The 22,038-nt window shown below is 63.6% G+C and carries 18 protein-coding genes and 1 riboswitch; of the genes, 15 read left to right on the top strand and 3 right to left on the bottom strand.

Features of this window, described 5'->3' with window-relative positions; all coding sequences use genetic code 11:
* The first annotated feature begins 290 nt into the window (after positions 1–290).
* The 14 genes from cobT to bluB all read left to right on the top strand — a co-directional run bounded on the left by cobT (position 291) and on the right by bluB (position 14,229).
* On the top strand, positions 291–1,325 hold the full coding sequence (gene cobT / locus AC07OK_RS29975; protein WP_494693698.1) for a nicotinate-nucleotide--dimethylbenzimidazole phosphoribosyltransferase: 1,035 nt from the start codon (positions 291–293) through the stop codon (positions 1,323–1,325).
* Between the two features lie 5 nt (positions 1,326–1,330).
* Positions 1,331–2,113 carry an adenosylcobinamide-GDP ribazoletransferase gene (locus AC07OK_RS29970; RefSeq protein ID WP_494693697.1) on the top strand — a complete coding sequence of 261 codons (783 nt, stop codon included), beginning with the start codon at positions 1,331–1,333 and terminating at the stop codon, positions 2,111–2,113.
* Positions 2,114–2,117: 4 nt separating this feature from the next.
* The gene (locus tag AC07OK_RS29965) at positions 2,118–2,669 is read left to right on the top strand and encodes a histidine phosphatase family protein (protein WP_494693696.1); all 552 of its coding nucleotides are present in this window, start codon (positions 2,118–2,120) and stop codon (positions 2,667–2,669) included.
* Positions 2,670–2,702: 33 nt separating this feature from the next.
* Positions 2,703–2,924: riboswitch (cobalamin riboswitch) on the top strand.
* A 131-nt stretch (positions 2,925–3,055) separates the two neighbouring features.
* Positions 3,056–4,906 (top strand): TonB-dependent receptor domain-containing protein, encoded by a 1,851-nt coding sequence (locus AC07OK_RS29960; RefSeq protein ID WP_494693695.1) that lies wholly within the window; start codon positions 3,056–3,058, stop codon positions 4,904–4,906.
* Between the two features lie 79 nt (positions 4,907–4,985).
* A complete protein-coding gene (locus AC07OK_RS29955; RefSeq protein ID WP_494693694.1) occupies positions 4,986–6,008 on the top strand; it encodes a FecCD family ABC transporter permease in 1,023 nt (340 codons plus the stop codon).
* The gene (locus AC07OK_RS29950; protein ID WP_494693699.1) at positions 6,008–6,781 is read left to right on the top strand and encodes an ABC transporter ATP-binding protein; all 774 of its coding nucleotides are present in this window, start codon (positions 6,008–6,010) and stop codon (positions 6,779–6,781) included. The genes AC07OK_RS29955 and AC07OK_RS29950 overlap by 1 nt, the downstream gene beginning before the upstream one ends.
* Positions 6,778–7,416 (top strand): cob(I)yrinic acid a,c-diamide adenosyltransferase, encoded by a 639-nt coding sequence (cobO, locus tag AC07OK_RS29945; RefSeq protein WP_494693693.1) that lies wholly within the window; start codon positions 6,778–6,780, stop codon positions 7,414–7,416. The genes AC07OK_RS29950 and cobO overlap by 4 nt, the downstream gene beginning before the upstream one ends.
* Positions 7,416–8,720, top strand: a complete 1,305-nt coding sequence (locus AC07OK_RS29940; protein ID WP_494693692.1) for a cobyrinic acid a,c-diamide synthase CobB — start codon at positions 7,416–7,418, stop codon at positions 8,718–8,720. The genes cobO and AC07OK_RS29940 overlap by 1 nt, the downstream gene beginning before the upstream one ends.
* Positions 8,717–9,274 (top strand): bifunctional adenosylcobinamide kinase/adenosylcobinamide-phosphate guanylyltransferase, encoded by a 558-nt coding sequence (cobU, locus tag AC07OK_RS29935; protein ID WP_494693691.1) that lies wholly within the window; start codon positions 8,717–8,719, stop codon positions 9,272–9,274. Before AC07OK_RS29940 ends, cobU begins: the two co-directional genes overlap by 4 nt.
* Positions 9,268–10,230, top strand: a complete 963-nt coding sequence (gene cbiB, locus AC07OK_RS29930; protein ID WP_494693690.1) for an adenosylcobinamide-phosphate synthase CbiB — start codon at positions 9,268–9,270, stop codon at positions 10,228–10,230. Before cobU ends, cbiB begins: the two co-directional genes overlap by 7 nt.
* A complete protein-coding gene (gene cobD, locus AC07OK_RS29925) occupies positions 10,223–11,212 on the top strand; it encodes a threonine-phosphate decarboxylase CobD (RefSeq protein WP_494693689.1) in 990 nt (329 codons plus the stop codon). Before cbiB ends, cobD begins: the two co-directional genes overlap by 8 nt.
* Positions 11,209–12,096 carry a cobalamin-binding protein gene (locus tag AC07OK_RS29920; RefSeq protein ID WP_494693688.1) on the top strand — a complete coding sequence of 296 codons (888 nt, stop codon included), beginning with the start codon at positions 11,209–11,211 and terminating at the stop codon, positions 12,094–12,096. Before cobD ends, AC07OK_RS29920 begins: the two co-directional genes overlap by 4 nt.
* Before the next feature lies 1 nt (position 12,097).
* Complete coding sequence (locus tag AC07OK_RS29915; RefSeq protein WP_494693687.1) at positions 12,098–13,564, top strand: cobyric acid synthase; 1,467 nt, start codon at positions 12,098–12,100, stop codon at positions 13,562–13,564.
* Positions 13,561–14,229: a 5,6-dimethylbenzimidazole synthase gene (gene bluB, locus AC07OK_RS29910; protein WP_494693686.1), complete on the top strand. Its 669-nt coding sequence runs from the start codon at positions 13,561–13,563 to the stop codon at positions 14,227–14,229. The genes AC07OK_RS29915 and bluB overlap by 4 nt, the downstream gene beginning before the upstream one ends.
* Here the strand turns inward: bluB and AC07OK_RS29905 are convergent.
* Entirely contained in the window at positions 14,226–15,956 is a 1,731-nt protein-coding gene (locus AC07OK_RS29905; protein ID WP_494693685.1) for an alkaline phosphatase D family protein, read from the bottom strand. The genes bluB and AC07OK_RS29905 overlap by 4 nt on opposite strands.
* Positions 15,957–16,051: 95 nt before the next feature.
* Here AC07OK_RS29905 and AC07OK_RS29900 point away from each other — a divergent pair, with 95 nt between their 5' ends.
* Entirely contained in the window at positions 16,052–17,455 is a 1,404-nt protein-coding gene (locus AC07OK_RS29900; RefSeq protein ID WP_494693684.1) for a DHA2 family efflux MFS transporter permease subunit, read from the top strand.
* Here the strand turns inward: AC07OK_RS29900 and AC07OK_RS29895 are convergent.
* Entirely contained in the window at positions 17,452–19,479 is a 2,028-nt protein-coding gene (locus AC07OK_RS29895) for a beta strand repeat-containing protein (RefSeq protein WP_494693683.1), read from the bottom strand. The two genes, AC07OK_RS29900 and AC07OK_RS29895, sit on opposite strands and share 4 nt — an antisense overlap.
* Positions 19,480–19,839: 360 nt before the next feature.
* Positions 19,840–21,867 carry an esterase-like activity of phytase family protein gene (locus AC07OK_RS29890; protein ID WP_494693682.1) on the bottom strand — a complete coding sequence of 676 codons (2,028 nt, stop codon included), beginning with the start codon at positions 21,865–21,867 and terminating at the stop codon, positions 19,840–19,842.
* Between the last annotated feature and the right edge of the window lie 171 nt (positions 21,868–22,038).

Genomic DNA, 22,038 nt, shown 5'->3' with positions numbered 1-22,038 from the left:
AAGTATCAGCAGGACTAGCCTGCTGTGCACTTTCATCAAACGTCCACACTTATCGACTGTAAATTTTTAAAGAACTTTATTCGGTACTGCTTGCAACTAGCGACAAATCGTTTTGTTTGTCAGCTGCGAAGAAGGAAGATTATGAGGCGTTTCGCCGTTTTCGTCAACCCTCTTTTTCTCCGCTCACTTCACATTTTCGTGTGTCGTTTTGCGGGGAGGCGAACTATAGCAAGAGCTGCCGGTGCTTGCAAGGGTAAAATACCGACTTCACCGATTTATAAGCCGCCCACATGTTCATTCCAACTATCCCTACTACTAAGAACGAGACGCTGGCTGCTCTGCTGGACAATGCCATCAACAATAAGACCAAGCCGCTGGGTAGCCTGGGCGTACTGGAATCGCTGGCCAAACAAATCGGCCTGATACAGAACACCCGTGTACCCGCGGTCACGCAACCAACCATCCTAGTGTTTGCGGCCGATCACGGCGTGGTCGCGGAAGGCATCTCTGCCTACCCGCAGGACGTGACCTGGCAGATGGTCGAGAACTTCCTCGCGCGCGGCGCGGCCATCAACATCTTCGCGACGCAGAACAACTGCGAACTGCGCGTCATCGATGCCGGCGTCAATCACCACTTCGGGCCGCGCGTCGGCCTGATCGACCGCAAGCTGGCGCCCGGCACCCGCAACTTCGCGCAGGAACCGGCGATGAGCAGCGCCACTTGCGAGGCCGCGCTGGCAGCAGGCATGAACTTGATCGCAGAACTCGATGGCAACGTGGTCGGCTTCGGCGAGATGGGCATCGGCAACACTACCGCCGCCGCCGCGCTAATGCACAAGCTGACCGGCATCCCGGTCGCGCAATGCGTGGGCGCCGGCACCGGCCTCTCGGCGGAAGGCATCCTGCGCAAGCAGCACGTGATTGAAGCGGCAGCAGCCAAACATGCCGCCGCAGTCGAACCGCTGGACGTGCTGGCCACCTTCGGCGGCCTGGAAATCGCCATGATGACCGGCGCCATATTGAAGGCAGCCGAATTGCGCAAAGTGCTGCTGATCGACGGCTTCATCGTCACCAGTGCGCTGCTGGTCGCCGCCCGGTTGCAACCGGCCATCCTGGACTACTGCGTGTTCGCTCACTGCTCCGACGAAAACGGCCACCAGCAAATGCTGGCCGCACTGGGGGCGGAGCCGCTGCTGAATCTGGGCCTACGCCTGGGCGAAGGCACCGGCTGCGCGCTGGCGCTACCGCTACTACACGCTTCGGTCAATTTCCTGAACCAGATGGCCACGTTCGAATCGGCCCATGTCAGCGAAAAGTCCGAGTAGACGCCGTGCACCAACTACGCTTGTTCTTCACCGCGCTACAGTTCTTCACCCGCCTGCCAATTCCAGCCTGGGTGGGTTTTGATCCTGCGTGGCTGAACCAGGCGTCGCGCTACTTCCCGCTGGTCGGCGTGGTGGTTGCGGCCATCACGGCCGGAGTCTATGCATTGACCGCTTGGTTCCTCCCCGCTCCGGTCGCCGCCCTGCTGTCGACTGCCGCCGGTATCTATGCCACCGGCGCCTTCCATGAAGACGGCTTTGCCGACATGTGCGACGGCTTCGGCGGCGGCATGACGCCCGAACGCGTACTGGAAATCATGAAGGACTCGCGCATCGGCGCTTACGGCGCCATTGGCATCATCTGCCTGCTCGCCACCAAATGCGCGGCGCTGTCCATGCTGCCGCCGCTGGAAGCGATTGCCGCGCTCTTCGTCGCCCATCCACTGTCGAGATTAATGGCCACCTCGCTGATCTGGCGTCTCGACTACGCGCGCGCCGAAGGCAAAGCCAAGCCGCTGGCGCAAAAGATGAGCACAGCCGAATTCGCGCTGGCCGTCGCCACTGCCGCCATTCCAGCGCTGGCGATGATCGCCTGCGGATGGCTGAAGTGGACCGCGCTGGCTGCGGGCGTCCTCGTCGCCGCCATCGCCACCGCCTGGCTGGCCCACAAATTCGTCCGTCGCATTGCCGGCTATACCGGCGACTGCCTCGGCGCCGTGCAGCAGCTCAGCGAGGTGACGTTCTACCTGTGCGTACTGGCCAGCATGCGCCACGGCGCCCTGCCCTGGTAACACTATGCAGCTGATACTGGTCCGCCATCCGCAACCGCTGATCGCACCCGGCATCTGCTATGGCCGCAGCGATCTCGCCGTGGCGCCCGAGCAGCTGGCGCATACGCTGGCCGCCTTGTCGACCACACTGCCCCAAGGCCGGCCTTTATATAGCAGCCCACTACGACGCTGCGCCACATTGGCGGCGCAACTGGCGGCGCCACTGCAAACTCCCGCGCCGCTGCTGGACGCCCGCATCGCAGAGATCGATTTCGGCGACTGGGAACTGCGTCCCTGGGACGATATCGCGCGCGCCGACATCGACGCCTGGGCCGCGGACCTGGTCAATTACCAACCGGGCGGTGGCGAAAGCGTGCTGCAAATGGCCGGCCGTATCGCCGCCTTTTACGCCGACCTCCAGCGCCAGCAGCGCGACGCCATCGTGATCTGCCACGCCGGCGCAATGCGCCTGATGTCAGCCTGCCATGCCGGCCTGCCCCCGGCCGAAATGGCGCTGCAAGCCGCTAGCCATCCGCATCAAATCGCCTACGGCGCCACGCTGGTGCTGCAAAACTAAACCGCCGCCCCATGACCGCCGCCGCACAAACCCGTATAATGACCGGGTTTTGGTGCCCGCGCGTCTGTCCAGATGCGCAGTTAAACGGGAAACATGAAGCTCTGTAAGAGTGCACGTGTGCTGCCCCCGCAACGGTAAGCAAGTGTCGCAGCTGATGCGCGACAAACCTCCTCTGACAAACCACTGTGCTCTGCATGGGAAGGTGAGGTGGTCTAACTTGCCAGCCCGGATACCGGCCAAATCAGGTGGAAGCGAGCGAACGGGATGTGCGCGAACGGATGGAGCCGACAACAACGGCTGCGCTGCATGCATCTCTCAATTCTCCGCTTCTGTTCAATCTGGCCCACGGGGACGTCGGCCGGTTGCTATTACAGAAAAATTACATCATGACCCTTCGTATCTCCCGTCCTGCGGCCTTGACGTCGCTGGCGCTGGCAATGGCCGCCTCCTACGCACACGCGGAACCAACCACCGGCACCGTACTGGTCACCGCCACCCGCAGCCCGCAAGCCCTGGCCGACGTGATCAGCGACAGCATCACCATCAGCGCCGAACAGATCGCCGAATCCGGCGCCGGCTCCATCGTCGACCTGCTGCAGCGCCAGCGCGGCATCGAGATCGCCCGCAACGGCGGCTCCGGCACCAACGCCACCGTGTTTATCCGCGGCGCCAACAGCAACCAGAATCTCGTGCTGGTCGACGGCGTGCGCATCGGCTCGTCGACCACCGGCGCCGCCAACTGGAGCGCCATTCCGCTGACCGCGATCGATCATATCGAGATTGTCTACGGCCCACTGAGCTCCCTGTATGGCGCGGACGCCATCGGCGGCGTGATCCAGATCTTCACCAAGAAGGGCACGGGCGCGCCGGCGTTCACCGCCTTCGCCGGCTACGGCACCGACAACACCCGCGAAGGCGATGTATCGGCCTCCGGCTCCACTGGCGGTGAACACAGCATCAGCTATGCGATCAGCGCCGGCAAGGAAAAATCGGATGGCTTCTCGTCCACCCGTCCTGGCAGCAGCTCCTATAACGCCGACAAAGACGGCTACGACCGCGAAAACGCAGCAGGTCAGTTCAGCCTGCGCCTGGCGGAAGGCCACGAAATCGGCACGCTGCTCCTGCAGAGCAAACTCAAATCCCAGTATGACAGCGGTTCCTCGTCCTACGACGTGCGCTCGAAGGCAAAGCTGGAAAACGCCGCCATCTACAGCAAAAACCAGATCCTGCCGATCTGGCAAAGCCTGGTCCAGTATTCGCGGACCAAGGACGAAGGCGCCAACTACACCAGCGCCCTGGCATCGGGCTATTCGCAGATCAACACCAGGCAGACCACCTTCACCTGGCAGAATGATGTGCAGATCGGCGCCGACATGCTGCAACTGCTGTACGACCACCGCAAGGAAGAAGTCGAGACCAACGGCTTCAAGTTGGACAACCCGCAGCGCACCACCAACTCTCTCGCGGCTTCGTACAACGCCCGTCGCGGCGACAACCTGTTCAACGCCAGCGTACGCCGCGACAAATCGCTCTACGGCTCGAAGAACACCGGCTCGCTGGGCTATGGCTACAACTTCACGCAGGCGCTGCGCGCTACCGCCAGCTACGGCACCAGCTTCCGCGCACCGACCTACAATGAACTGTACTACCCGTCCTACGGCAATCCAGCCAACAAACCGGAACTGGGCAAGAACGCCGAAATTGGTCTGCGCTACGACAGCGGCGCCACCGCGCTGAACGCCAGCTATTACCGCAACCGCTTGACCGACCTGCTGGTGAACACCACGCCATGCCCGTTCTCTGGTGCGAAGAGTGGCTGCGCCTACAACGTCAACCACGCGCTGCTTGAAGGCCTGACCATGGGCGCAAGCCAGCAGTTGGGCCGCTTCAACCTGGCCGCTACCGTCGACCTGCAAGATCCAAAGGACGAAACCAGTAATAGACGCTTGCAGCGCCGCGCCAAAAAGCACGGCAACCTGATGGCCGACTACAGCGCCGGCGCATTGAAGGCCGGCGTGGAACTGGAATTGTCCGGCGACCGCTACGAAGACGCCGCCAACAGCAACCGCCTGGGCGGCTATGGCCTGGTCAACCTGTACGCGACCTACCACTTCAACCGCGACTGGTCCGCGCTGGTCCGCTGGAATAATATCGGCGACAAGCAGTACGATCTGGCGCGCAATTACGCCACGCCGATGTCCAAGCTGTTTGCCGGTATCCGCTACGGCTACAAGTAAGCTGTAATGGTGTAACCTGCCGGGCGTGGGGCGCATCCGCCGCGCGCCCGGCAGTCTCACTTTTTTTTGAAAGCAGTGCATGCATTCTTTCTCCCGCAATCTGCGACAGCGCGCCGCCGTCACCTTGACAGGCTTGGTGCTGTTCGCGTTTGCCAGCCTGGTTTTCTCGGGCATGACCGGTTCGGTCTCGATTCCCCTCTCCGACATTCCCGCGGCAGTCAACGAACTGCTGCATGGCCAAAGCCAAACACTGGCCTCCACACTGCTCGATCTGCGCCTAAGCCGCGCGCTAACCGCCTTCGTCACCGGCGCGGCCCTGTCGCTGGCGGGCGTGATGATGCAGGCGCTGTTGCGCAACCCGCTGGCCGACCCCTATGTACTCGGCATTTCCGCCGGCGCGTCCGTCGGCGCCCTGGCCGCACTGCTGTTCGGCTGCGCCATCTGGATGGTCGACGCGTCGGCCTTCGGCGGCGCGGTCGCCGTCTCGATGATGCTGTACCTGCTGGCCCGGCGCGACCTGCGCGGCGGTGCGGCGGCCGAAGGCGGCACCGCCTTGCTGCTGCTGACCGGCGTGATCCTGTCCTCCGCCTGCATGGCGATGGTGACGTTGATGCTCTCCATCGCGCCTGAAAGCCGTTTGCGCAGCATGGTGTTCTGGATGATCGGCGACCTGGCCGGCGCACCGATGCGCGCGCTGCCCTGGATCGTGCTGGTCGGCGGCCTGGTATTCGCCTTGCGCAGCGCCCGCTCCATGAACGTGATGGCGCTGCACGCCGAAGCCGCCGCCACGCTAGGCATCCGCGTCGGCGCCTTGCGCAAAGGTCTGTTCTTTGCATCCGGCCTGCTGACCGCCAGCGCCGTCACCAGCGCGGGCAGCGTCGGCTTCGTCGGCCTGATCGTGCCGCACGCCTGCCGCTTCGCCGTCGGCGCGGATCACCGCGTACTGATCCCGGCAGCGGCGCTGGCCGGCGGCACCTTCCTGCTGCTGGCAGACACGTTGGCCCGCACCATCATCGCGCCGCAACAGCTGCCGGTGGGCGTGCTGACGGCGCTGATCGGCGCGCCGGTCTTCCTGTACCAACTGCACCGCTTGCGCAAATGATGATCAGCACCCACAACCTCTCCCTGAAAATCGGCCAGCGCCAGCTGATTACGGATCTGAACTGGCAGGTACGTGAAGGCGAATGCTGGAGCGTCATCGGCCGCAACGGCGCCGGCAAAAGCACCCTGCTGAAAACCCTGGCCGGCCTGCGCAACCCGGACGACGGCTACGTCGCCATCCAGCAGCGCGAACTGCCCGATTGGCCACTGGCCGAATTGGCGCGCCAGCGCGCCTTCCTGGCACAGAGCCGCAGCGATGCCTTCGCCTACAGCGTGATCGAAACCGTCCTGTCGGCGCGCCACCCCTATCATGGCAACCGCTATTGGGAAAGCAGCGACGACCACGCCATCGCGCTGAAATCGCTGGAAGCGATGGAAGTGGCCGACCTGGCCGAGCGCGACGTGCGCACCTTGTCCGGCGGCGAACGCCAGCGCGTTGCCATCTCCGCCATGCTGGCGCAGGATACGCCACTGCTGCTGCTCGACGAGCCGGCCAATGCGCTGGACCTGGCACACCAGGTCAGCGTCATGGGCCTGCTGGCACGCCTGTGCCGCGAACAAGGCAAGACCGCCGTCATGATAGGACACGACCTGACGCTGGCGCACAGCGTCTCCACTCACGCGCTGCTGCTGATGGGCGATGGCCGCTGGCTGGCCGGCACCACGGAGGAGGTGATGCGAGCCGAGATCCTGGGCGATTACCTGGGCCACCCGATCGACATCATCCAGCACGGAAAACGCAGCATCTTCATTCCCAAAGAGGACCTTGCATGACCCAACAGAATACCGGCGACATCGACGAACAAACCGCGGCATTGAACGAACGCCACCGCGTGCGCATGGAGCGCAAGAAGGCCGTCATCGACGCCAAGATCGCCGCCGCCGACAAGCAAATCGGCATCATCATCGTCAATACCGGCAACGGCAAGGGCAAGAGCTCCAGCGGCTTCGGCATGGTGATCCGCGCCATGGGCCACGGCATGAAGGTCGGCGTGGTGCAGTTCATCAAGGGCGCGATGCAAACCGGCGAAGAGCTGTTCCTGCGCCGCTTCCCGGAGGAAGTCAGCTTCCACTCGATGGGCGAAGGCTATACCTGGGAAACCCAGAACCGCGAACGCGATATCGAAAAAGCGCAGCGGGCCTGGGAACAGGCGAAGCGCTTCCTGGCCGATCCCGATATCGGCCTGGTGGTCTTCGACGAACTGAATATCGCCCTGAAATACCGCTATCTGGACGTGGAAACCGTCATCAACGATTTGCTGGCGCGCCCGGCGATGCAACATGTGGTCATCACCGGTCGCGGCGCGCCGCCGGAGCTGATCGCCATCGCCGATACCGTCACCGAAATGGAAGTCGTCAAGCACGCCTTCAAGGCCGGCATCGGCGCCCAACTCGGAACCGAGTGGTAATGACGACGCACGTCGACGTGAAGGCCCTGCTGGTGGCGGCCGTCGCCTCCGGCCAGGGCAAGACCACGGTGACCGCCGCGCTGGCACGCAAACTGACGCGCCAGGGCAAGCGTGTGCGCGTATTCAAATGCGGCCCGGATTTCATCGATCCAATGCTGCTGGAACGCGCCAGCGGCGCGCCGGTGCGCTCGCTGGACCTGTGGATGGTGGGCCATGAACTGTGCCGCGACCAGCTGGCGCAAGCCGCCGCCGAAGCGGATGTGATCCTGATCGAAGGCGTCATGGGCCTGTATGACGGCACGCCGTCGTCGGCCGACCTGTCGCGCGAATTCGGGGTGCCAGTAATGGCGGTGATCGACGCCGGTGCCATGGCGCAAACCGCCGGCGCACTGGTCCACGGCCTGCGCGACTATGGCCCGGTGGAGATGGCGGGAGTGATCGCCAACCGCGTCGCCAGCGAAGGCCACGCCAAGATGGTGGCTGCGTCGTTGCGCGATATTCCCCTGTTTTCGACCTTGCCGCGCCAGGTCAAGTCGCTGCCCGAACGCCACCTCGGCCTGGTGCTGCCGGGCGAAGTGCTCGATATCGACCAGCTGCTCGACAACCTGGCGGACCAGCTGGTGTTCGACGAAGCGGCCTGGGAGCGCCTGCGCCCGGTGCGCATCGAGATTCCGCCGGCGACCGAGCCGCAGGCGTCGTTGCTGGCCGGCCGCACCATCGCCATCGCCCGCGATCCGGCTTTCATGTTTATCTATCCGGCCAACCTGGATACGTTGCGCCAGCTGGGTGCAACGCTGAAATTCTTCTCGCCGCTGGCCGACCAAGCCATACCGGCTGAAGCGGACGCCGTATATCTGCCAGGCGGCTATCCAGAACTGCACGCTGAGGCACTTTCGCAGGCCAGCGTGTGGCAGGCGTCGATCCGCGCGGCCCATGCCGCCGGCACGCCCATCGTCGCCGAATGCGGCGGCATGATGGCGTTGGCCGATACCCTTGCCGACCAAGCCGGCGCGGTGTGGGCAATGGCCGGCTTGCTGCCGGGCGCGGTGGCGATGCAGGCGCGCCTGGCGGGCCTCGGATCGCAGGGCCTGCCGACGGAACAAGGCGTCCTGCGCGGCCATACCTTCCATTATTCAAAACTGGAGACAGCCGTGGCGCCAGCGGCGTACACTATCAAGCATCCGTCGGCCGTCCGGGGTGAAGCCTGGTATCGCGTCGGCTCGCTGACGGCGTCCTATTTTCACGCATATTTTCCATCCAATCCGGCGGCGGTTGCCGCCCTGTTTTCTAGGAGCGCGGCATGACACGTACACTGGTTCTGGGAGGCGCACGCTCAGGTAAGAGCGGTTATGCCGATCGCCTGGCCATTGAATCGGGCAAGGAAGTCGTCTATATCGCAACGGCTACCGCCAGCGATGTCGAAATGACGGCGCGCATCGCACATCATCGCGCCGGCCGGCCCAGCGAATGGATCACCGTCGAAGAGCCGCTTGCACTTGGCAACCAGCTGCTGCGCTGGTCTTCGCCGGACCGCCTGATCCTGGTCGACTGCCTGACGCTATGGCTCAGTAACCTGCTGTTCAGCAGCGGCGAGACCTACCCGGAAGTCGGCGAAATCACGCTGCCCGCGCTATTCCACGAGCAGCAGGACATGCTGGTCAGCGCGCTGACCAAGTGCACCAGCGACGTGGTGCTGGTATCGAACGAAGTCGGCATGGGCATCATGCCGTTCGGCGCGATCTCGCGCTGTTTCGTGGACGAGCAGGGACGGCTGAACCAGGCCATGGCCGCCATATGCGACCGCGCGGTGTTCGTCGCCGCCGGCCTGCCGCTGGTGTTAAAAGGGACGCCGTGCTGACAGGCTTGAGCTTCGGCGTCATCGCCCTGCTGATGGTGGCGGGCGTGCTGCTCGACCTGATGCTGGGCGAAGCGCGCCACTGGCATCCGCTGGTCGGCTTCGGCAACCTGGCGATGGCGCTGGAGCGCCGCCTCAACCGCGGCGGCCTGCGCTTCTGGCGCGGCGCGCTGGCATGGGTGCTGGCGGTTCTGCCGTTGACCGCACTTGCCGCGTTGCTGGTCCGGCTGCTGGGCGCCAATGGCGCGCTGCCGTGGATTGCGCACGCCATCATGCTTTATTTTTGCCTCGGTCTGCGCAGCCTGCGCGACCACAACCTGCCCATCGCCGACGCGCTGGCGCAGAGCGATCTACCCTATGCCCGCCTGCTGACCGCCCGCATCGTCAGCCGCGACACCACCAGCGCCAGCGAGATCGAACTGACCAAGGCCAGCGCCGAATCCCTGCTTGAAAACGGCAACGACGCCGTCTTCGGCACGCTGTTCTGGTTCATCGTCGCCGGCGGTCCCGGCGCTGTGCTGTTCCGCATGGCGAACACCCTCGACGCAATGTGGGGCTACCGCACCGCGCGGCTGCTGCAATTCGGCTGTACCGCCGCCCGCATCGACGATGCATTGAACTACATCCCGGCGCGCCTGACCGCACTCTCCTACGTGCTGCTGGCTCCCGGCCTTCAAGGAAAACTGCGCGCCTGGCAGTGCTGGCGTACACAAGCCCCGGCCTGGAGCAGCCCGAACGCCGGACCGGTCATGTCCAGCGGCGCCGGCGCGCTCGGCGTGCAGCTGGGCGGCGCCGCCATCTACGACGGCGAAGTCGAACAACGTCCGCCGCTGGGCGAGGGACAACCCGCCACCGGTGCCGACATCAGCCGGGCATGGCGCCTGGTCGCGCGCACCACGGCGCTGTGGCTGGCCGTCGCCTGCGCCGTCGCCGCAGGGATGGAGTTTTCACATGCTTGAACACGGTGGCAACCTGCGCGACGCCGCGCTGCGCTTCGGCCGCGACGACTGGCTCGACCTCTCCACCGGCATCAACCCGCACTGGTATCCCGCGCCTGCGCTGCCGGGCAATGCGTGGCACCGCCTGCCGGAAGCCGATCCCGATCTGGCGCTGGCCGCAGCCGCCTACTATGGCGCGCCGTTGATGCTGCCGGTCGCCGGCACGCAGGCCGCCATCCAGGCGCTGCCCCGGCTGCGCAAGCCATCGCGCGTGACCGTCGCCGCACCGTCGTATGCGGAGCATGCGCACCACTGGAATGACCACGGACACACGCTGACGCAAACGCCATATGAAGCGTTGGACGCGGCCGTGGCCCACAGCGACGTCATGGTCGTCTGCAATCCCAACAACCCGACCGGCGCCAGCGTACCCGCCGCCCTGCTGCTGCAATGGGCCGACCAGCTGGCGGCGCGCGGCGGCTGGCTGGTAGTCGACGAAGCCTTTGGCGACACCGCGCAGCACAACAGCGTGGCTGCCCACAGCGGACGTCCGGGCCTGATCGTCCTGCGCTCGGTCGGCAAGTTCTTCGGACTGGCAGGTATCCGGCTGGGCTTTGTGGCCGCGCACGGAGACCTGCTGCGGAAGCTGGCGGACCTGTTGGGGCCATGGGCCGTGAGCGGCCCGGCACAGCACATCGCCCTCGCTGCGCTCAACGATCACGCCTGGCAGGAAAACACACTCCAGCAGCTTCTGGCGAACGGCGAGCGCTTGCGGCAACTGCTGGTGGCGCACAACATCCACTCGACCGGCACGGCGCTATTCCAATGGTGGAGCGAACACCGCGCGGAAGCCTTCTGGCAGCACATGGCGGAACGCGGCATCTGGGTCCGGCTGTTCAAAAAGGCCGCACGCGGCATCCGCCTCGGCCTGCCGCCCGACGAAGCGGGCTGGCAGCGGCTGGAGACGGCACTAAAAGAATGGAACAACAAGGAATCCACATGAACAATCTGACGATCAAAGTACTGGCCAGCCTGGCGACATTGGCATTGGCCGGTAGCGCCAGCGCCGCCATCACGGTGCGCGACGACGACGGCAATGTCGTCACGCTGCAAAAGCCGGCGCAGCGCATCATCGCCATGGCGCCGCACGTGACGGAGCTGCTGTATGCGGCAGGTGGCGGAGACAAGATCGTCGGCGCGGTCACCTACAGCGATTACCCGGAAGCGGCGAAAAAACTGCCGCGCATCGGCGACAACCGCCAGGTCGACATGGAACGCGTGATCGCCATGAAGCCGGACCTGATCGTCATCTGGCTGCACGGCGCCTCCGAGCGCCAGATCGAAACGCTGCGCCAGTTGAACATCCCGATGTTCCATAGCGAACCGACAAAACTGGACGGCATCGCCGACAACGTGCAGCGCCTCGGCCAGTTGATGGGCACCGAGAGCGTCGCGCAGCCGGTCGCCGCCGAGATCCGCCAGCACTTCGCCGCACTGGCAAAACAGTATGCCAACCGCCCGCCGGTGCGGATGTTCTACCAGGTGTGGGACAAGCCGCTCTACACGCTCAACGGCACCTCCATCGTCAGCGACGCGATGCGCCTGTGTGGCGGCGTGAACATCTTCGCCGACCTGAAGGTGACGGCGCCCGTGGTCAGCAACGAAGCGGTGCTGCAAGCCGATCCCGAAGCGATCTTCGGCACCAGCGAGAAGAACTACGGCGGCGTGGGCCTGTGGCGTCCCTACACGACGATGAAGGCGGTCCGCAGCGACAACCTGTTCACCCTCGACGGCGAACTGCTCAACCGCGCCGGCCCGCGCATGGTTGCCGGCACTACCGCCCTGTGCGAAAAATTGGAACTGGTGCGACAGCGCCGCAAGAATTGATATGAGCTTCCCCTATTCGACACTGATGGTTCAGGGCACCACCTCCGACGCCGGCAAGAGCACCGTCGTCGCAGCCCTGTGCCGGCTGCTCAAGCGCCAAGGCGTGCGCGTGGCGCCATTCAAGCCACAGAACATGGCGCTCAACAGCGCCGTCACGGCGGATGGCGGCGAGATCGGCCGCGCCCAGGCGCTGCAGGCTATCGCCGCCGGCGTGGCGCCGCATACCGACATGAATCCGGTGCTGCTTAAACCGTCGAGCGACATCGGCGCGCAAGTCATCATCCACGGCAAGGTGCGCGCCGAAATGAACGCACGCGACTACCATCAGTACAAAACCGTGGCGATGCAGGCGGTGCTGGAATCGCACGCGCGCCTGCTGGCACAGTACGACAGCGTGATCGTCGAAGGCGCCGGCAGCCCGGCGGAGATCAACCTGCGCGACCGCGACATCGCCAACATGGGCTTCGCCGAAAAGGTCGACTGCCCGGTGATACTGGTGGCGGACATCGACCGTGGCGGCGTGTTCGCGCACATCGTCGGCACGCTGTCCTGTTTATCGGATAGCGAACGCGCGCGCACCATCGGCTTCGTCATCAACCGCTTCCGCGGCGACATCAAGCTGCTCGAACCAGGCCTGGAATGGCTGGAGCAGCAAACCGGCAAGCCGGTGCTGGCGGTACTGCCGTATCTGCACGGCCTGTTCCTCGACGCTGAAGACGCCGTGCAACCTGTTCAAGCTTCGCGCGGCGCCTTCCGCGTCGTGGTCCCCAGCCTGCCGCGCATGAGCAACCACACCGATTTCGACGCCCTGCGCGCCCACCCGGACGTGGACCTGCGCTTCGTACGCCAGGGCGAACCGATGCCGGCGGCCGACCTGATCATCCTCCCCGGCAGCAAGAACACGCGCGGCGATCTCGAATGGCTGCGCGCCCAGGGATGGCCGGAGCAGATCGCCCGCCACCTGCGCTACGGCGGCAAGGTGATCGGCGTCTGCGGCGGCTTCCAAATGTTGGGCCAAAGCGTAACCGATCCGCTGGGCATGGAAGGCCCGGCGGGCACGTCGCCCGCGCTCGGACTGCTCGACATGAACACCGAAATGACGGCCGACAAACGGCTGGTGCAGGTACAGGGCGTATGCGCCTTCGACGAAGAACGCGCCAGCGTCAGCGGCTACGAAATCCACATGGGCAGCTCGACCGGTAGCGCGTTCGAAACGCCGGCCTTCACCATCGACGGCCGTCCCGAAGGCGCGATCTCGGCGGACGGCCAGATCCTCGGCACCTACCTGCACGGCCTGTTCGACACGCCGCAAGCCAACAGCGCGCTGCTGCGCTGGGCCGGACTGCACACGCAAAACACAGTGGACACCAGCGCATTGCGCGAGGCGAGCCTGGACCGCATCGCCGACGCCACCCAGCCGCTGATGGACGCTTTGCTGGCATTGCACGACATGGAGACATCCGCATGAACACCACCAGCCCACACGCCTTCTCACCCGCCGAAATCGAAGGCGTTTACCGCGCCATTCGTGAGCGGCGCGACGTCCGCCATTTCAAGCCCGGTCCGCTGGAACCAGGGCAGCTGGAACGCTTTATCGGCGCCGCCCACAATGGTCCCAGCGTCGGCCTGATGCAACCATGGCGTTTCATCCGCATCACCACTCCGGCGTTGCGCGCGCAGATCCACAAACACGTGAACGAGGAACGCATCAAGACCGCCGAAGCGCTGGGCAAACGCGCCGAAGAATTCATGCAGCTCAAAGTGGAGGGCATACTGGCGTGCGCCGAAGTGCTGGTGGTCGGCCTGATCGACAAGCGCGATCAATATGTATTTGGCCGCCGCACCATGCCGGAAATGGACCTGGCGTCCGCGGCCTGCGCGCTTCAGAACTTCTGGCTGGCGGCGCGCGCGGAAGGCATAGGCGCCGGTTGGGTGTCGATGTTCGATCCGCAGCAGATGCGCGATATCTGCGGCATGCCAGATGGCAGCCAGCCGATTGCCGTGCTATGCGTCGGCCACGTGCACGAGTTCTACACCGCGCCGATGCTGGAGCTCGAAAAATGGGATCAGCGCCGGCCGCTGTCCGACATCATGTTCGAAGACCGCTGGGACAATCCCGCAAGCGAAGTTTAGGCTCCGCTGCATTCCTCGATCCTGCGATTACCCGGTCCCGGCAAGGTGCGCAGGCTGCGCTCTGTCGCGGCCGTGAACTCGTGCTTGAAGACCGTGTCGACGAAACGCCAGTCGCAGCGCACCTGTTCGTGGCTGGCGGTGACGATCATGTAGCCACGCTTGCTGGTCTGCGCGTAGTACAGCGGTTCGATCAAATCCACCATCATGCTCGCCACATCCTCGGGATCCCGATCCGGGTAAGCGCCCTCCATTCCAGGCGATGACACCGACGCCGTCGCAAACTCCACGCCTGCCTGGCGTCCCTGCGCATCGTGCAGATCGCTAGCCCAGGCGTTGTGCGTGTCGCCGGCCAGTACCACCATGTTCTTGCGATGGCGCTGCATCATGGCGAATACCAGCTCGCGGTCATTCTGGTAGCCGTCCCACGAATCCATGTAGCAGGGCAGCGTCGGTGCGGACAGCCAGCGCTTTTCCCGGCCGCTGACGCAGGAGGGATCGGCGGCGGCGCGCTTCTTCAGCGCCGAATAATCCGTGCAATTGCATTCCCCCATGGCGACTGCGGTTGGATACTCCATGCGCGCCATCAGTACCTGCTGGCCCAGCATCTGCCAGCGCGCACTGGAATCCTTGACCTGGCGCTCCAGCCACGCCATCTGCTCGGCACCCATCATCTGCCGGCGCGGCGAACATACGTCGTGCTTGTACTTCTCGACATCGAAACGCTTATGCTCGTCGTAGTAGGATGACATCATCAACTGCTGGTCGCGGCCGATCAGTCGCGTATCGAGCATGTGCAGCGACACCACGCCGCCGAAGTCGAAGGAGCGATAGATCTTCTCCGGCGTCGCAGGATCGGGGGCACGGATCGGCATCCACTCGTGGTACGCGGTCATGGCCGCCAACTTGCGCAAGGTGAAGGGGCCGAACTCGGAAGCCTTGTGCTCGGCCGAGCCGTCGCGCCAGGTATCGTCGGCGAATTCGTGATCGTCCCACACGGCGATGAACGGCATCGCCGCGTGCACCGCCTGCAAGTCGGGGTCGGTGCGGTACTGTGCGTAGCGGCGGCGATAGTCCTCCAGCCGCAGCAGCAACTCGCGCGGTTCGGACACCCGGCCCAGCGCCTCCGCATTGCCGCAGGCGTAACCGGTGCTTTCGTATTCGTAGATGTAGTCGCCAATGTGCAGCGCGGCGTCGATATCGTCCTGGCGCGCTGCATCGGCATAGACGTTGAAGTAACCAGACGGATAATTCGAACAGGAGAACACCGCCAGCCGGACCTGGCGCACATCGCCACGCGGCAGCGTCTTGGTGCGTCCAATGGACGACTTCACCGTATCGACTGCGAACTGATAGTAGTAGACGTGGCCCGGCAGCAGGCCGGCGGCATCCACCTTGACGGTAAAGTCCCTCTGCGCCGACGTGGTGACGCTGCCATTGGCCACCACCGCCTGCATGCCCGGATCGGTGGCCATCTGCCAGCGCACGGCGATGTCGCCGCTTTCGTCGCTGCGGCGCGGCGTCACGCGAGTCCACAGTATCACCCGGTCGCCGAGCGGATCGCCGCTGGCCACGCCATGATCGAAACCGATCGCAGCGCCATCGCCGATGCTGGCTGCCGTGCTGCTGCAACCGCCCAGGCCTGCGCCTGCGCCAACGCCGAACAAAGCGGTGGCCCCCATTTGACGGATAAAACCACGACGACCAGGGAACAACGACTTAGCGTCCATATCAACTCCATCGGTCATTTCGATGAGCGCCAACTTACGCCCGCTTCATGACGGCCTAATGACCACCCTGTGGCTTTTGTGTGACAATCGTGGGCATGACTACATCCGCCGCCAAGAGCTACCTTCCGTGGGTGGTCGCTACCGCCCTGTTCATGGAGCAGCTGGACTCCACCATCGTCAATACGGCGATCCCCAGCATGGCGGCCAGCCTGCAAGTGACTCCTCTCAGTTTGAAAGCGGTCGTCACCAGCTACATCCTCAGTCTGGCGGTGTCGATCCCGATCAGCGGCTGGATGGCAGACCGGTTCGGCACCCGGCGCGTCTTCATGAGCGCCGTGGCGATCTTCACGGTGGCGTCGGTGCTGTGCGGCCTGTCGGTCAATTCGCCGATGCTGGTGGCGGCGCGGCTGCTGCAAGGCCTGGGCGCGGCGATGATGATGCCGGTCGGGCGCCTGACCATCGTTCGCACCTTCCCCAAATCCGAGCTGCTGGCGGCGATGAATTTCGTGATTATTCCGGCGCTGATCGGGCCCTTGCTCGGCCCCACGATTGGCGGCTTGATCGTGCACTGGCTGACGTGGCGAGACATCTTCTTCGTCAACGTGCCGGTCGGCTTGGTGGCCATCTTCCTCGCGCACCGCTACATGCCGGATTATCGCGGCGACGGTGCGCGGCCGCTGGACCTGGTCGGCCTTGTGCTGTTTGGCACCGGCGTGGCGCTGCTGTCATGGCTGCTGGAGATTTTCGGCGAACACCAGATCGATATCACATCCGCGACGGTGCTGCTGTTCATCGCTTGCAGTCTGCTGGCGGCCTACGTGTGGCACGCCAGGGACGCGGCGTTCCCCTTGCTGCGACTGGCGTTGTTCAAGATACGCACCTTCCGCGTATCCGTGGTCGGCGGTTTCATCACACGTATCGGCATCGGCGGCCTACCCTTCCTGCTGCCGTTGCTGTATCAGCTGGGATTGGGGCTGCCGGCATGGCAATCGGGCTTGCTGATGATGCCATCCGCCGCAGCGGCCATGGGCATGAAGTTCATATCGGTGCGTGTGCTGAACCGCTTCGGCTATCGCCAGGTCCTGACCGTCAACACGGTGTTGATCGGACTGACCATCAGCCTGTATTCATTCGTCCAGCAGGGAACCTCGCTGTACATGATCGTGATGATCAGCCTGTGCCTGGGTTTCTTCAATTCGCTACAATTCTCGGCCATGAACAGCATCGCTTATGCCGATGTGGATAGCGTCGACTCCAGCATGGCCAGCACCATGGCAAGCTCGATGCAGCAACTGTCGATGAGCTTTGGCCTGGCGACCGGCTCGCTGGTCACCGGCTGGTTTCTGGGCGACCTGCCCCAATCGAACCGGCTGGCGCTCACCGGCGCGCTGCATCATGCCTTCCTGACGCTGGCGGTGCTCACCATCCTGTCTTCATTGACCTTCTGGTCACTGCGCCAGGAGGATGGCGAGAGCATCAGCAAAGGCAGTCCCGCTTAGCGCGTTTGCTTGCGGCGGCGGACCGTGGCGCCCAACATCGCCAGGCCGGCAAACAGCATGGCGTAGCTGGCTGGTTCTGGTACGGCCGTCACGCCGGTATAGGCGCCGTCGAAGCGATAGCGCACCGCCAAGCCGTTGATGCTGGTGGCGCCCATCAGTTGCAGGAAGCCTGCGTCGCCGGTCACATCGCCCAGCAGGCGGAATGCATATGCGCCCGATGCGGCCTCGGTGAACGAAAGCGTCTTGCCGTTGACGACCCGTCCCAGTCCGTTGAAGGTCAGCGACGAACCGCCCAGCAGCACCGACGAACTATCCGTCAAAGACAGGCTGGCGAAAGTCTGGCCATTTGCGCCACCGGCGTTGGTCAGTTGTAGCGTGCCACCGTTGAGTACCAGAGCGCTGTTGGCCGACAAACGGTTCGCGCCATCCAGCACCAGCGTGCCGCCACTGAGTTGCGTCGCGCCGTCGTAGGTGCTCACACCCGACAGCGTCACCGTGCCGCTCTTGATTTCAACGTTGCTGAAGTTGGCGATCGAGCCGGCGTACGAGTAGCCGTTAGCCGTGCCCGGATTGATCACCATCGTATTGCCGTTACCAGTGCCGCCGTTGATGCTGCCGACGATGCTGCCGCCGGTGATGGTCAGGCTGTTTTTACCGCTGCCCATCTCGATCGCCTTGCCGCTGCTGGCGCCGTTGATGATGCCCGCGTTGACGATGATGGTATTGTCGGAGCCGGTCTTGATGGCTGCATTGACTGATCCACCACCATGGATAGTGCCGCCGGCGTTGTTATTGATGGTGACGACATAGCCGCTGGCCGCACCCACGGTGACGATGGCCGAATCGCTCTGGCCGCGTATCAGGCCACCGTTCTGGTTGGTGATGGTGGCGTTGCCGTACAGGCCTTCGCGGCTGCCTGGCGAGCCGGCGATATCGTTGCCAGCCAATGTGATGCCGCGTCCAACGGCGTTGCTGTTCCCTGCGGAGACCATGCCTTCAATGGTGCCTGAGTTAACGATCACGCCGCCGCCAACGCTCAAGCCTTCGCTGAACGCCAAGCCGTCCGCAGGTGCGCTGAAGGCATTGGCCGAGCGGATCATGCCGGTATTGGTGACGTTGGCGATGCCATCGATATCCAAACCGTCGCCGTCGCCAGTCACGCCCATGCCGATGATGGTGCCGTGATTGGTGATGGTGGCGATCTGCTTGCCGTTAAATCCATCCAGGTTGACGCCCGAGCCGTTGCTGCCCCGGATAATGCCGCCCACCGCATTCGTGATGTTCATGGTGAAGGACTGCGTCGCATCCTTCTGGCCACCGGTGATGCCATGGCGGCCGCCGTCGACCAGGCCGGTCGAGCCATTGACGATGACCACTCCACTATTGTTTTGCGCATCGATGCCATCACTGCTGCTACCCGTCTTGGTGATCGAGACGATGGAGCCGTAGTTGTTCACCGCGCCCCCCGCACCGGGACGCACGGAGTCCGCCTCCGATGCCTGAAGCAGTCCGTAGTTGTTCACGATGTTCGCGCCGGTGGCGATCGTGGAGAAGTCCACTGCTTGCGATCCGCCTGCGCTGGCATTCGCCGAGATCATCGAGCCGTAATTGGTCAGCGTGACGCTGGCATTCGCCTTGTTCATCTGGATCACGTCGGCGTCGGCGGCGAGCATCTTCGCGGCGCTGTTGGTGGCGCTGCCGTTGATGATGGTCAGGCCGGTGACGCCGGTGTTATCGCGTATCACGCGGCCGTTGCCGGTCTGGCTGATGAGCCCCTGGTTGTCCAGCGTGGCGTTTTTGTCGGTGATGCTTACCGCCACCGCGCTGCCGCCGACAATCAGCGAACCGCTGCTGGTGATGGCGCCGGTCTGGTTCTTACCCAACGTTTGCGCGTCGGTGTTGGCGTTACTCAGTGTGCCGGGGAAAACGATCACAGGATTGGCGGCCGAAACACTCAGCGGCAGTGCCGCAGCGAGCAGCAGGAATTGAATGGCGGAGGAAGATTTCGACAGCGCGATCGACATGGTTTGTCCCAGATATTGTATGAGCAAACCTTCAATATCACATAATATTGTGACACTGCCGTGACGCTGTGGCGTGCTGGGCCTTATCGCCTACCAGGGAACGCGCGGCCACCAAGGGCCCGAACTGCCGCCCCCCCCCTATCAGTCGGTGGCTCTGGTGAACGGCCAGATATTTTACGGTCGCACGGAGCAAACATGGCGGCGAAGCGCATAACCCGGACCATATCTGATCAATCGCCAGCAAGTGCTGTTGATCGAACCGGTGAAGACCGATTCGCAAATCGCCAAACTGATCGCGGAGCAGAACGCCGCTCCGCGCTAAGACACTGGCGGGCCTGGCCGGCCCGCCACCCTCCGGCATCAGAACGCGGTCAACGCTTTGGTGAACTTGATCAGCCACAGACGGCTTGGACGCTCGCGGTCCTCGCCGCGTGCGACGCGAATCGTGTTCGCAGCATTGCAACCGGCGGCCGTGTTGGTGATGATAACGCCCGCCGCATCGACGTTGCACTTGGTGACATCCGCATCGTCTACCACCACGCCAGCGGCGGTAAAGATCTTGGTTTTCATACCGAAGTCGTTATCGTTCGACAGTGCCAGCGTATTTCCGTCGACGATGGTCAGGCCTTCAGCCTTCTCCGCCTGCCAGCCAACCGCGTTCAGATCCAGCAGCAGCGTTTTCTTCAGCGTCGTCACCGATTTCCAGTCAGCGCCGTTGACTATCACGCCACCCATGCTGCTCTTCTCCAGGTCCGAAGTCTTGACGTTGTAGCTTGCCGCCGCGATGTCGGTCGCCGCGCCTATCTCCACCAGCATCAACTTGTTGAACACTTTACCGTTCGGCGCCGCGCCCTGTTCGATCACGATGAATTTACCGTTACCCAGCGCGACCAGCTCACCCAGCTTGGCGTTGCCGGTGCGGCCGTCCTGATAGTCGGCTGCATCGAGTGGATAGGCGTACATCTTGCCCGAGGTTGCCGTGTTTGGATCAAATTCCACCCAACGCGTGAAACGCGCGTAGCGCTCGATTGCCTCGCTCTTGCCGGTCACCGAGTATGCCGCGTTGCCGTCGGTGAGTGGGCTTTGCAGGAAGCCGTGCAGCTTGTCGGTGCTGGTGTCCAGCGCCAGGCCTTCCATGCCGCGATTGGCGCGGCGTCTCAGGAAGATGTCTGGCAGGCCGCTACCTGGCGCATATTTGTTGAGGATGATGCCGGTGGCAGGATCGAGCTTGACGATGAACGGACCATATTCGTCGGAGATCCACAGCACGTTGCGCTTCTTGTCGACGACGACGGCTTCGGTATCCAGGCCGCCAGCGTTGAAGGTGGCCTTGCTGGTGGCGTCGTACTTCATCGCGTCCATCACGGGCAGTTCGGACGAGTTACCCACTGCGCCAGGTGCGACAGGCAGGCCGGAAGCGTTGACGGTGGCCGAGACTTTGATCGGCGTGGACGACGTCAGCACCGCGCCGGTTTTGCCGACGGTGATCACGCCGAACGATGGGGTGAAGCTCGGCGACGGGAATATCTTGGCGCCGGTGACTCCGCCGCCGCTCAACGCAGGCAGGTTTGGACCGTCGCCGTTTGGACCGCGGTCGGTCAGGCCGTAGAATTCCAGGTCGCCGTTGGCGTTGATGCCCTTGAAGGCCAGCGACGAACCATAGGATGGCAGGAAGCCGAGCGGGAATTCTTCCTTGACCTTGGCGTTGCTGCCTTCATACGGCACATAGTAGCTGGCCGCTGCCTGTATCTGGTAGCGCGTAACGTTGACGGCGACCGCGCCGAGCGGCGTGGTTTGCGTGAACGACTCGACAACCGGCGTGCCCATTTTGGAAGCCAACGTATCTTCGAAGTGCTCACGCACCAGCGCACGGCGGCTGTCATCAATGGTGCGGACGGCGTACTTGGCGCCGGCGGCGGTCAGGTTGGCGCTCATTGCGGTGTTGAAGGCAGCGGCGTCCTGGGAGAAGTCGACGCTCTTGGCGGCCAGTGCGGTTTTCACATCGGCGGCGATCTTGATGCCGTTCGATGGATCGCTGTCTTCATCCAGCAATTGCAGGGCCAGCAGGCGGTTGACGACCTTGGAATCCTTGACGTCGGTCACGCCGGCCAGTTGCAATGGCGTGATGGTGGCGGCGCACGGCGCGCTGCCCAGCGCAACGCCGCCGATGCTGAAGCTGACGGTATCGCCGGCATAGCAGGTGAACTCGCCCTTGGCCGAGGTGCTGGCTTTCGCGGCGGTGCCGGCGACATAGTCCAGATTCTCCACGGCGCCATCGAGGAAAACGCCGGTGGTCGGCGTCTTGGCTGGCGCAGCCGTGTCGCTACTACCGCCGCAACCGGCCAGTGCGGAGAATACCGCGAGCGAAATCAGGGAAAAGTTTTTCATGCGTAGCTAGCCTTGATTGAAAAAGAGGCAAGTTTAGCGACAGCACATTACGCACTAATGACAGACGCAAAAAAGCCCGCTCAGATCACTGAGCGGGCTTCTTCTTATAACTAGCCTGACGATAACCTACTTTCACACTGGTTGCAGCACTATCATCGGCGCAAAGTTGTT

The sequence above is a fragment of the Duganella sp. GW821-FHT07G03 genome, assembly GCF_059418605.1.
This window is presented reverse-complemented; position numbering and strand designations above follow the sequence as displayed.

Coding starts and splice junctions, on each gene's coding strand:
- cobT (WP_494693698.1), top strand. CDS start 291: ATGTTCATTCCAACTATCCCTACTACTAAGAACGAGACGCTGGCTGCT.
- AC07OK_RS29965 (WP_494693696.1), top strand. CDS start 2,118: ATGCAGCTGATACTGGTCCGCCATCCGCAACCGCTGATCGCACCCGGC.
- AC07OK_RS29960 (WP_494693695.1), top strand. CDS start 3,056: ATGACCCTTCGTATCTCCCGTCCTGCGGCCTTGACGTCGCTGGCGCTG.
- AC07OK_RS29955 (WP_494693694.1), top strand. CDS start 4,986: ATGCATTCTTTCTCCCGCAATCTGCGACAGCGCGCCGCCGTCACCTTG.
- AC07OK_RS29950 (WP_494693699.1), top strand. CDS start 6,008: ATGATCAGCACCCACAACCTCTCCCTGAAAATCGGCCAGCGCCAGCTG.
- cobO (WP_494693693.1), top strand. CDS start 6,778: ATGACCCAACAGAATACCGGCGACATCGACGAACAAACCGCGGCATTG.
- AC07OK_RS29940 (WP_494693692.1), top strand. CDS start 7,416: ATGACGACGCACGTCGACGTGAAGGCCCTGCTGGTGGCGGCCGTCGCC.
- cobU (WP_494693691.1), top strand. CDS start 8,717: ATGACACGTACACTGGTTCTGGGAGGCGCACGCTCAGGTAAGAGCGGT.
- cobD (WP_494693689.1), top strand. CDS start 10,223: ATGCTTGAACACGGTGGCAACCTGCGCGACGCCGCGCTGCGCTTCGGC.
- AC07OK_RS29920 (WP_494693688.1), top strand. CDS start 11,209: ATGAACAATCTGACGATCAAAGTACTGGCCAGCCTGGCGACATTGGCA.
- AC07OK_RS29915 (WP_494693687.1), top strand. CDS start 12,098: ATGAGCTTCCCCTATTCGACACTGATGGTTCAGGGCACCACCTCCGAC.
- bluB (WP_494693686.1), top strand. CDS start 13,561: ATGAACACCACCAGCCCACACGCCTTCTCACCCGCCGAAATCGAAGGC.
- AC07OK_RS29905 (WP_494693685.1), bottom strand. CDS start 15,956: ATGGACGCTAAGTCGTTGTTCCCTGGTCGTCGTGGTTTTATCCGTCAA.
- AC07OK_RS29900 (WP_494693684.1), top strand. CDS start 16,052: ATGACTACATCCGCCGCCAAGAGCTACCTTCCGTGGGTGGTCGCTACC.
- AC07OK_RS29895 (WP_494693683.1), bottom strand. CDS start 19,479: ATGTCGATCGCGCTGTCGAAATCTTCCTCCGCCATTCAATTCCTGCTG.
- AC07OK_RS29890 (WP_494693682.1), bottom strand. CDS start 21,867: ATGAAAAACTTTTCCCTGATTTCGCTCGCGGTATTCTCCGCACTGGCC.